The 12,507-nt window shown below is 38.1% G+C and carries 6 protein-coding genes; all 6 read left to right on the plus strand.

The genetic code is table 11. From position 1 onward, the window contains the following. Positions 1-11 precede the first annotated feature (11 nt). The 6 genes from GD631_RS05640 to GD631_RS05665 all read left to right on the plus strand — a co-directional run bounded on the left by GD631_RS05640 (position 12) and on the right by GD631_RS05665 (position 12,478). Complete coding sequence (locus GD631_RS05640; protein ID WP_143256741.1) at positions 12-1,667, plus strand: ribulokinase; 1,656 nt, start codon at positions 12-14, stop codon at positions 1,665-1,667. 710 nt (positions 1,668-2,377) lie between these two features. Beyond that, complete coding sequence (locus tag GD631_RS05645; protein ID WP_185911585.1) at positions 2,378-5,347, plus strand: SusC/RagA family TonB-linked outer membrane protein; 2,970 nt, start codon at positions 2,378-2,380, stop codon at positions 5,345-5,347. 15 nt (positions 5,348-5,362) lie between these two features. Next, a complete protein-coding gene (locus GD631_RS05650; RefSeq protein ID WP_143256743.1) occupies positions 5,363-7,105 on the plus strand; it encodes a RagB/SusD family nutrient uptake outer membrane protein in 1,743 nt (580 codons plus the stop codon). A 133-nt stretch (positions 7,106-7,238) separates the two neighbouring features. Then, entirely contained in the window at positions 7,239-10,145 is a 2,907-nt protein-coding gene (locus tag GD631_RS05655; RefSeq protein WP_143256744.1) for a glycosyl hydrolase 115 family protein, read from the plus strand. A 1-nt stretch (position 10,146) separates the two neighbouring features. After that, positions 10,147-11,244, plus strand: coding sequence for a glycoside hydrolase family 183 protein (locus GD631_RS05660; protein ID WP_143256745.1), 1,098 nt, complete (start codon positions 10,147-10,149; stop codon positions 11,242-11,244). 40 nt (positions 11,245-11,284) lie between these two features. Next, on the plus strand, positions 11,285-12,478 hold the full coding sequence (locus GD631_RS05665; RefSeq protein WP_143256746.1) for a glycoside hydrolase family 172 protein: 1,194 nt from the start codon (positions 11,285-11,287) through the stop codon (positions 12,476-12,478). Positions 12,479-12,507: the final 29 nt, after the last annotated feature.

Raw genomic sequence — 12,507 nt, forward strand, 5'->3', positions numbered from 1 at the left:
AGGTTGAGACCATGGAATTAAATAAGAAATACGTTATCGGCCTTGATTTTGGAACAGATTCTTGTCGTGCATTGGTAGTAGACACATGTAATGGGCATGAAATCGCTGCAGGGATAAGTTTTTATTCCCGCTGGAAAGCTGGGCTTTATTGTGATGAGCATAATAACTGCTATCGTCAACATCCTTTAGATTATATTGAGTCCATGACAGAAGCTGTACATGTAGCTTTATCCAGGCTGAATAAAGAAGAGGTGGCTTCTATCTGCGGATTGTGTTTTGACACAACTGGAAGTACTCCCGCCTTGACTGATCATACAGGTATGCCGTTAGCTTTACGTCGTGAGTTTGCAGAAGAACCGGATGCAATGTTTGTTCTTTGGAAAGATCATACAGCTGTCCGAGAAGCAGATCAAATTAATGCACTGATTAAAGAACGTAATCTCGATTATTTGCTTTATGAGGGTGGCACTTATTCATCAGAATGGGTGTGGTCAAAAGTCTTGCATATTATCAGCACAAATGACGCTATAAAAGAGGCGGCTTATGCTTGGGTGGAACATTGTGATTGGATGACTGGACTAGTAACTGGTAATACTGTTCCTGAAAAAATTCTTCGTAGTCGTTGTGCTGCAGGTCATAAAGCTATGTGGCATGAAAGTTGGGGGCTTCCTTTAGGTGAGTTTCTAGGGGAACTTAATCCGGCATTGAAAGAAATGCTTCCACATCTTTTCACAAAGACCTATACAAGTGATACGAAAGCTGGTACATTGACTGCCGAATGGGCGGAGAAATTAGGGTTATCAGAAGGTATTGCTGTTGCCGTAGGAGCATTGGATGCTCATATGGGGGCTGTAGGAGCTTCTGTTGCACCGGGAATATTGACACGTATCATAGGGACATCTACCTGTGATATTATGGTGGCCGGGAAAGGCGAAGTCGGCGATCGTTGTATCAAAGGAATCTGTGGACAGGTGGATGGCTCTGTTTTACCGGGTTTTATTGGGCTTGAAGCTGGTCAGTCTGCTTTTGGGGATATTTACGCTTGGTTCAAGAAGATATTGTCATGGCCTCTTAAAAATATTCCGGACGGACAGGCTAAGCAAGAAATATTGGACAACATATTAGTTGAATTGACTCGTGAGGCTCTGGCTATAGAGCCGTCCGAGGAAGATGCGGTTGCTTTGGATTGGATGAATGGACGTCGTACTCCCGATGCTGATCAGAATGTGAAAGGTGGCATTATAGGACTTACTTTGGGGACTAGTGCTCCAGAAGTATTCCGTGCACTGGTGGAGGCTACTGCATTCGGTTCTCGTCGTATTGTTGAGCATATGAAGGGGCAGGGTTTGCGTATTGATTCTGTCAATGCTATTGGAGGTATCACAAAGAAAGCTCCTTTTGTAATGCAGACACTAGCAGATGTATTAAGTATGCCTATTCGTGTGATCCGTTCCGAGCAGGCTTGCGCTTTAGGAGCAGCTATGTTTGCTTCTGTTGCAGCCGGAATATACTCGGATATTAGCGAAGCTATGAAAAACATGAGTTCGGATATTGAAGTCGAATACAAGCCAAATAAAAAACGCTCCCTTGTTTATGAGGTGCTTTACAGAAAATATATTGAATTGTCGAAATTTTCTGAATCTTATTCGAATGATGTCTATTTATAAATTTGGGAGTTTGTTGCATGGATCATTTTGGTAGTATTCTAATTTCTTGTTTTTAAGGTTCATGATGAATGTCTGACAAAAGCTTTTTGGCATTACTTATTGCAAATCTGTGTTATGAAGGCCTTCACATTTTTCTTGCCAGAAGTAACAGTCTTATGGCTTTTGATATGTATGTTCATCGAACTTGATATGTGTTGTGGAATTGTCTATGATTAATTTTACAGGCAACTCCAATTGTTCTTTGGCAATATGAATATTTGTCTTCAACTCTGTGTTTATAATAAATTCTAACTATGGAGCTGTTGTTAGTGGCAGTACTTACACGCAGAATATAGTTTTTAGCCATTTCGGTGCTCCCCTATAGTTACAAGGTTTGCAGACAATATTTGATTGTTTCCTCTGTTCCTTTAGATAGGTAGAAGATGTACTGTCTGGGAATTGTCGTATGAATTTTTGTATATAAATATAATCCTATATTTTTTACTGAAAATGTATTTATTGTTAGTAAAATGTGTGACTATGTTAGTTGTGAATTTATAAAATCATTTGTAATGTTCAATAACATATACTAATGATCGTGTGTTTAATTTAATTATTTCTGTGCTATGAAAGTGTATTATAAAATTTTATTTATTTGTTTTTTATATCTAGGAATGGTGCCAACAGATGTAAAGTCTGAGATTAGGCTTCCTGGCGAAGGAACTAATTCCATGATAGGAGTTGATAAAAATTCTTCATTGGTTATTCAGCAAAATAAACGAAAAATTTCGGGAAAAGTAGTTGATGCCGCTACAGGTGAAGGGTTGATAGGGGTTACTATTGTTGCGAAAGGTACTCAAGATGGTACAATAACAGATGTAGATGGGAATTTTACGTTGTCGGTTTCAAATGGGACTATACTGGAAATATCTTATGTGGGATATAAGAAACAGACTATTACCATTAGAGACCAGCAGAAGCTGGACTTACGCATGCATTCGGATAATGAGATGCTTGATGAGGTTGTTGTTATTGGTTACGGTTCCATGAGAAAGTCGGATTTGACAGGAGCAGTAGTAAGTGCAAATATTAAGGATTTTGAGAAATCTCCAAATACAAATATATTGCAGTCACTGCAAGGTACTGTACCCGGATTGAACGTAGGACAAGTGACTTCGGCAGGTTCTTCTCCTAGTATACAAGTGCGTGGTAAAAATACGTTGTCTGGAAGTGAAAGTGTATTAATTGTTTTGGATGGTATCATATATACCAACTCTTTGTCTTCTATTAATCCGAATGATATTGAATCGATTGACGTCTTGAAGGATGCAAGTGCTACTGCTGTTTATGGTGCTCAGGCTGCTAACGGAGTATTGCTGATTACTACTAAAAGAGGAAAGACAGGAGGTACAAAGGTTGATTTTTCTTCATCTTACACAATTTCTAGCCCGACAAAGAACCTTCGCCCAATGAATCGTCAGGAATTCTTGGACTTTACAAAAGAGTTTTATTATGATAAAGCTTATATGGGTCCCGATTATACAACGCCTAATCCTGATTTCAATCTTGCTGATTATCTTCCGGCTCCGACAATGCTTGATAGCTCTCAGCCTGACGGAATCTCTGCTAAAGATTATAGCTGGTGGGATGAAGGTACACAGACAGCTTCGGTTTTTGAGAATCGTTTAAGTGTGTCCGGTGGTTCTGACGCAATGTCTTATTTGATTTCATTCTCTAATACAGAACAGCAGGGATATCTTATCAATGATGATTTTTCAAGAAATAGTATTCGTGTAAATCTGGATGTAAAACCGTATAAATGGTTGAAAATGGGAGTTCAGTCATTTGCTTCTTTTGTGAAGCAAGATGGTGCTTCTCCAACTTCACAGAGTTTGATACAACAGAGTCCGATGATTGAACCGTATGATGAAGAGGGAAAGATTGTCCCATACCCATTTAATACAGTGGCTACTAATCCTTTTATGCAATCGGATGTTAATGACAAGGAAAGACATAATTACTTCTTTGCTAATGTTTATGCAGAGGTTCAATTGCCGATAAAAGGGTTGACATACCGTTTCAATTATGGTAATAATTATCGCATTGACGAGCATCATCAGTCAAATGAATATGGCGCAAGTATGAAAGGAGAAGCTTATAAGCATCATACTACTTATTATGATTGGACTTTTGATAATATATTGAATTATAGTGCTGAGTTTGGCGATCATAGTATTGCAGCAACTTTACTTTATGGTGCTAGTGAACGTAAGGAAAGCTATACTTCTGCTTTAGCAAGAAAATTCTTGCGCTTATCATTGGGCTTTGATGCGTTGGAATCAGGAACGGATCAGTTTGTTGAGTCGAATGCATGGAGTGAAGCTTTGTTGTATCAGATGGCTCGTGTGAATTATAAATTGAAAGACCGCTATTTGTTGACTGCCACAGTGCGTCGAGATGGCTTTTCTGGCTTTGGAGAAAATAACAAGACTGCTATATTTCCATCTGTTGCGCTAGGTTGGGTAATGTCAGAAGAAGAGTGGTTTAAGATTGATTGGATTAATAATCTGAAATTACGTGGGGGTTGGGGTATCAGTGGTAACCAGACGTCTCGTTATAAATCATTATCCAAGACAAATGTTGATCCTGGCTATGTATTTGGTGATGGAGGTGAAACTGAGAATTCTCAAAGAGTAACAACCATGGGGAATAGTGATTTGAAATGGGAAAAGACAGCTGGCATAAACTTGGGACTTGATTTCTCTATATTAAATAATAGAATTAATGGTTCGTTGGAGTTCTATCAGACTACTACTCGTGATTTGCTTTATGATATGACGATTCCTACTATTACAGGTTTTGGTTCTGTTAGTTCAAATATTGGTAAAATTAGAAATAAAGGTGTTGAATTTATTATAACTTCGCACAATTTTACTACTCGTGATTTTGAATGGAGTACAACATTTAATATATCAGCTAACAGAAATAAAATTGTTACTCTGTTTGGTAAGGATGCTGATGGAGACGGGAAAGAAGATGATTTGACGTCAAGTAACCTTTTTATAGGAGAACCTATCTCTGCTATCTATAACTATCAAATAGATGGTATATGGCAGCTCGATGATGAGATTCCTACAGGTTATCATCCTGGTAACTATAGAATTGTAGATACTGATGGTAAGGATGGAATTACAGTTGATGACCGTATAATTCTTGGAAAGAAGGATCCTGCTTACCGTTTTGGTATAATGAATAAATTCCGTTATAAAGATCTTACTTTCAGCTTCTTTATCAATTCTGTACAAGGAGGTAAAAATGGATATCTGCAGGCTAATTCGGGTTCTCTGAATAGAGGAGATGTCAACCATCGTTTATACAACCGTATAAGTGAAATGGGAGCGGATTATTGGTCACCAAACAATCCTAATGCAACTTATGCACGATTTAGTCAGGCGCCTACTATAAATCCCACCCGTTATCAACAGCGTAATTTTGTTCGTTTGCAAGATGTAACTTTAGGATATAATCTTCCTAAGAGCTGGACAAAAACAGTTGGTATTGAAAATGTGAATCTTTATGTAACGGGAAAGAATCTTTTGACTTTTACAAAGTGGAAGGGATGGGATCCGGAAGCAGGCCAAGACTACAACGGTCGTCCGGTACTTAAGAGTTTTACATTCGGTTTAAATGTTACACTATAAATTAGAAGTACGATTATGAAAAAGTATATAGTTTTATGTTGTGTGTTGAGTGGAATGTTGTTCGGTTGTAATGAGAGTAGTTTCTTAAGGGAAGTTCCGGCAGACTTTATGAGTGCTGAAAACTCTTATGAGACTGAAGATGATTTCAACATGTCTGTAAATGATTTATATGGTTTGGTGCGGGAAGATATGTATGGTTATGATGAATGGCGCCCGTTTGATTATTTATATGGAACAGATTTGATCTTTGATGGTGAACCTGGTACGCAAATTCGACATAGTAATATGCTAGGAGCTTATCATCCCACAGCAGTAAGTCCAAGTGTTCATTGGAATCTAATTTATAAAATGATTGCTGGAGCAAATACTATTATTGATAGACTCGAGATATCTTCATTATCTGAGGACAAGAAGACTTTGTTTGAAGCTAAGGCTCGTTTTTTCCGGGGTTTTGGTTATAGAACTTTAGGGTATTTATATGGTGGAGTACCTCTGGAACTTCATGAAGTGAAACAGGCTAAGACTGATTATGTACGTTCTACTCGTGAACAGACCTTAATACAAGCTATGGAGGATGTGAAATTTGCCGCTGAAAAGTTACCGGATATTACTCAGGTAAGAGATGGTGAGGTTTCTTCTCCGGCAGCTTATCATCTTCTTGCAGAGCTTTATCTTGCGCTTGGTAGAGATCAGGATGCTGTTGATGCTGCTACTTTAGTGATTGATAATCCTGCGTTGGGATTAATGAAAGACCGTTTCGGTTCTAGAAAATCAGAAGCAGATAAAGATGTGTATTGGGATTTGTTTCGTAGAAATAATCAAAATAGAGGCGCTGGAAATACTGAAGGAATTTGGGTTATTCAGTTTGAGATAGATACTCCGGGGGGAGGTAGTAGTTCTACTAAATTGCAAGAGAAATTTAATTATAGATTAGAGCGAAATATTGCTCCTATGGTTCGTGATGTACGAATTAAGAAGAATGGAAAAACATATACACCGTTCAATTGGCCTGTTTCTGATTACACGGGAGGTCGTGGTATCGGTTGGGGTATATCCACTAAATATTTCTCTAATACTGTTTGGGAAGATGATTTTGACGGCGATATGAGAAATGCAAATCATAATTTTGTACGTAAGTTTCGGGTTCACAGAAGCGAGGTTATTAATTTAGGGATAACAGAACTTGATGTTGATCATTTGCCGGAGGGAGTGGAGGTCATCGTTGGGCAAGGAAATAGTACAACTATTCCTGGACGTTATTTATATGCATATCAGTCTAAATGTACTACCCCTGGTAATCATCCGGATGCATTATATTCCAATAAAGCTAATCTTTCTTTGAAAGGGGATGCGGGAGTTACTTATACAGATCAATATATGTTCCGTCTTGCTGAAACTTACTTATTGAGGGCCGAAGGATATATGAATCTGAATAAAAAAGATCTGGCAGCAAAAGATATAAATGAAGTCAGGGATAGGGCACATGCAAAACCGGCAGATGAATCAGAAATTGATATGGATTATATTCTTGATGAGCGTATGCGTGAGCTTGGTATTGAAGAAAAACGTCGTCTTACATTAATGCGAACACAGACTCTTTATGATAGAGTTATGAAGTGTAATCCATATTATGCGAATCCTGAGACTAATGGTGATGGCGTAGGGATGCAGAAGCATTATAATATTTGGCCTATTCCGCAATCTGCTATAGAGGCGAATAGTGACGCTGTTCTTGAGCAGAATCCAGGATATAATTAATTAAATAGTCCACTTGAAAAGGTATAGTCCGATCTTTGTATTTGTTGGAAAATAACTATAAAGGTTGGTTGTAACTAAAAAAGCTTTTTCAAGTGGACTCACTTAATGACTGTTTAATAATTAAATGAACTGTATGAGAAGAATACTTCTAGTTTTATTTGTGTTTTGTGCTGTAATCGTAAATGCACAAATTAAAGTTTGCGACAAGGCTGTGGGAGGAATAGATTTTCCCCTGTGCACTGACGGAAAAGTCAGCAACATTTTTGTTTCGGATGCTGATTATGAAGTTGTGAAAAGGGTGGCGAATATATTTGCTGATGATATTTGCCTTGTTACAGGGAAGAAGGGTAAGGTTACTACTTCTAAGTCTGTTAAAGGTAAAAATATAGTCATTATCGGTACTTTAGGTAGAAATGCTGTTATTGATGATTTTGTCCAAAAGGGACTCATAAATGTAGAAAGTATTAAAAATGGTTGGGAACAATATGTTGTTAAAGTACTAGATAAACCACAGGCGAATATAGATCGCGCATTGGTGATAGCAGGTTGCGATCGTAGAGGTACTGCTTATGGTGTGTTTGCAATTTCTGAAGCGATGGGAGTCTCTCCATTATATTGGTGGTCTGATATACCTGTAAAAAGATCTAGATCTTTATTCGTCCAAACTTCAGAATACATCTCAAAAGCTCCAAGTGTGAAGTATAGAGGGCTGTTTATCAATGATGAAGGATGGGGGATTACTCCATGGGCAAAGAAAACTTATGATCCGGAACTTGGTGATATAGGTCCGAAAACGTATGCTAAGGTCTGCGAGTTGATTCTTCGAATGAAAGGCAATATGTTATCTCCTGCAATGCATCCAGGTTCGGGAGCATTCAATAAGTATCCTGAAAACAAAATCGTAGCTGATAATTATGCTATCGTAATGACTTCTGCTCATTGTGAGCCATTGTTGTTTAATAATGTGACAGAATGGGATAAAAAGACAATGGGCGATTGGAACTATATGACTAATAAAGGTATGATTAATAAGGTCTTGGATAAACGTATTTCGGAGAATGGTCCTTATGAGAACTTTTATACTCTAGCTATGCGTGGAATTCACGATTCAGGTCTTATTGGCGTACCGAAAGATAAGGAAGTATCACTTATTGAGGAAGTTCTTGGTGATCAACGCGATATCTTGGCAAAGCATATCAATAAACCTATCGATTCTATTCCTCAATTATTTATGCCTTATAAAGAGGTGCTAGATATATATGAAAAAGGATTGAAAGTACCGGAAGATGTAACTTTGGTATGGCCGGATGATAATTTCGGTTATATAAAGAGACTAAGTAATAGTGAAGAACGTAAACGAAAGGGTGGAGCAGGGGTATATTATCATATTTCTTATTGCGGTGCTCCTCATGATTATCTATGGATTAATACAACTCCCAATACGTTGATTTTTGAGGAGATGCGTAAGGCTTATGATACTGGAGCTGATCGCTATTGGTTATTGAATGTAGGGGATATAAAGCCGGGAGAACTTGCGCTGAAGTTTTTCTTTGATATGGCGTGGAATGTTGATTATTTTAACTTCGAGAATTCTTATGATTTCAATACAAACTATTTAACTTCAATTTTTGGTGAGAAGTATAGAGACGATTTGAAAGATATTCTTGATACTTATTTCCTCCTGGGCTTTCAGCATAAACCGGAATCTATGGGCTGGGGTTATCTTTGGAACAACTATCAACATATGGAAAGAGTCATAGATACGGATTTCTCTTTGATAAATTATAGTGAAGCCGAAGACCGTATGAACGAATATGATCGTATCTCTGATAAAAGTGAAAAAATATGGAAGTCTCTTCCTGTAGAACTAAAAGCACCTTTTTATGAGCTTGTGCATTATCAAGTCAAGGGAGCTGCATTGATGAATAAGAAGATGCTGACTGCTCAAAAGAATCGTTGGTATGCTCGTCAAAATCGTGCAGCAACGAATCTTTATGCTGATAAAACCAAGCTCTTCCATGATAGTCTTGATTATTATACTAAAGAGTATAATACAATGCTTAATGGGAAATGGAATCATATGATAACTGTTTCTCCAGGGTGGAAAGGTAAATATCAGAATATGCCTCCAATAGAAAAGTATCACCCGAAGCATGGTGAGGATATGCAGATATTTATACCAGGTAAAGATTGTACTTTGGGTCTTGGCGCTGCAAATGTATTGCCAACCGTCAATCCGTTCGTTGAGAAAAAACTATTTGTTGAACTTTATAATAGGGGCGATAAAGCGTTTAGCTGGGAAGCAACCACAGATATGCCATGGGTAAAACTTAGTAAGAAAACTGGGACTACATTACTGCAGGAACGTATTGATATATCTGTTGATTGGGCTAAGGTTCCTACAGGAGATAATCTTGTAGCTGAGATTGAATTTAAAACGAAAAATAAAGTGGAAAAGGTGATTTTACCGGTGTTTAATCCTCAAACTCCAACAGTAGCAGAGATTAAAGGACTTTATGTGGAAGATAATGGGTGCGTATCGATTAATGCAGGTAAGTTTCATCGTAAGCAAGAGGCCAATGGAGTAAAAGTACGTACTGTTATGGGTCTTGGATATGAGAATGAATGTGTGCAGTTGGGTGAGGCAACTCAGGAAACCCAAAGTATGTGGAATACTCATAAAGTTTCTCAGGCTCAATATGATTTTTATTCATTCAACGGTGGCAATGTAGTAGCATATATATATGCACTTCCTTTATTTCCGATAGATCCGAAGCATGACACTCGCTATGGCGTTATGGTTGATGACGGTTTAGTGCATTGGGTAACAGTTTCATCTAAAGAATACTCTGGTGAATGGCATCGGAATGTTTTCCGTAACAGTGCGATTGCTACGGTAAAAATGCATGTAGGGAAACCTGGTAAACACACATTTAAATTGATTTGTGCTGATCCGGGAATGATTATTCAAAAAGTGGTATTAGATTTTGGTGGTATGAAGCAATCATATTTGGGGCCAAAGGTAACTATGGTAGAATAAGATGAATAGAGTAAGTATTCTGTTGTCTTTGTATTTGTCCTTTTGTTCATGCATATTGCATGGGCAAGGGACATATATATATAACCCAAGTATAGGTAAAACAACTTGTGTTGCTCGGGTAACAGGGATGCCTTTGCCTGATGAGGAATTCTCGTCGCCAAATTTGACTGTTCAGCAATGGAATATCGGAGGGACTGATCTTGGCATAGTTTGGGAACAGAATCCGGGTCAATATGGAATTTTTTTTGGTGATAGCTATGGTAGGAATTTCAAACCTTTCGAGCCAAAGCCGAATGATGCAAGCGGTGAATGGAGATGTAACTTTCTGGCTTTTTCAACAGATACTGATCTTGAGGATGGACTGTCGTTTTCGGGTGTGGCAACTGATAATAAAGGGGAAGCTCGTGAGATTATTCCTGGTGGAAAGGATAAGTCGGGAAAGGGGGATTGGACATCTATTCCGACAGCGGCTATTCGAGCTAATGGAAAAGATTATGTTCATTATTTCAATATGCGAAACTGGCGTCATTGGGATACTAACTATTCTGGTCTCTATCGTTCTGCTGATTCAGGAATAACTTGGGGACCATGTATTGATGTTAAATTCTCGTCAAATAGTTATTTCGGTCAGATTGGCTATTTTAAGAAAGATGGGTATATTTATATGATTGGGACAGAGACAGGACGTAATACTCCTGCCCGTCTGGCCCGTTTCCGGGAGAAAGACATAGAGCGACAGAAACGTTATGAGTACTGGGACGGAATAGCGAAAAGATGGATACGTGGTGATGAAAAGCGTGCTACTGTGATAATTGATGATAAAGTCGGTGAGCTATCATTCATTTATAATTATAAGTATAAGAAATGGATAATAGCTTATTTTGCTTCAGCCCGATATGACATCACTCTTCGCATGGCCGATGATATTACGGGGCCTTGGAGTGAACCGTACAAATTGGTTGACTCTAAAGAGTATCCTCAATTATATGGTTCTTTCTTTCATCCATTGTCTTCCTATGGCGATGAGCTTTATTTCTTGATGTCAATGTGGAAACCATATAATGTTTTTCTCATGAAAGCTAAGCTTCTTAAAAATTAATTGTGTATGTGTAAATTATAAATTTAAAACTAATTATTGTATGAAGAAAATTTCATTCTTATTTTTGTTTTTTCTTTTAGGAAATGTTTGTTCATCTGTTTTCGCACAGATTGGCTTGGATAATGATTTATTCAATCTGGCTCAGATTAAATCAGGGATGAGAAACAGAAGAATTTCAAGTACTGATCCGACTAATGGTAATCGTGACCATTTGGAACCATTTAAACCTGGTGAAAAGAGAACTATTGCTGAGATCAAAGGTACTGGAGTGATTAATCATATATGGATAACTTTATCTCCGACTCCAGATCAATTGAGCCGTAATGATATTATTATTCGTATGTATTGGGATGGCAATGATTTTCCTTCTGTTGAATCCCCAATCGGTCCATTTTTCGGACAAGGCTGGAATGAGTCGTACAATTATGGGGCTATGCCTCTGTCGGCCGGACCGAAGAATGGTACTGGGCTTACTTCTTATTTTACGATGCCTTTTGAAAAAGGTGCACGTATTGAGATTGAGAATCAAAGCGGAAAGACAATTAAAGCTTTCTATTTTTATGTAGACTATCTTGAGATGAAGAAGCTTCCTAAGGATATGGGACGATTTCATGCGTGGTATAACCATAATCTTACAGAAGCTTTGCCGGAAGGAGAAACAGAATGGGGGCTTACAGGAGAGCAACATCCTAATACAAAGGAAGAACGTAACTATGTGTTTATTGAAACGAAGGGCAAGGGACATTTTGTAGGTATAAATTATTATATTCATTGTCCGACGCCTATGTGGTACGGTGAAGGGGATGATATGTGGTTTATTGACGGTGAAGAGCATCCTTCACTTATCGGTACTGGTACTGAAGATTTCTTTAATACATCGTGGTGTCCTAAAGAGCAGTTCTCATTTCCATATTTTGGAGCTCCTCGGGTGAATGACGATCATGGTTGGTTAGGACGTACTCATGTATACCGCTTCTTTATTTCTGATCCCATATTCTTTGAAAATAGTGTGAAGGGTACTATAGAGCATGGATCCAATAACAATCTTACTTTGGACTTGGCTTCTGTTGCATATTGGTATCAGGATACAGCAGTTGCTCTGCCCCCGGCTCCAACAAAAGAACAGAGAGCGTTGAAACCATTTATCAATTATAAAGATATGCATCGTTGGCGTGATGCTTGGCGTAAATCAAAAGGTAATAAGCCGACTCTTTGGGGGAATGAAATTAAATAAAGAGCAATAAATAGAATATTTATGAGCAA

Source organism: Bacteroides luhongzhouii (assembly GCF_009193295.2).
GTDB classification, from domain to species: Bacteria; Bacteroidota; Bacteroidia; order Bacteroidales; family Bacteroidaceae; genus Bacteroides; species Bacteroides luhongzhouii.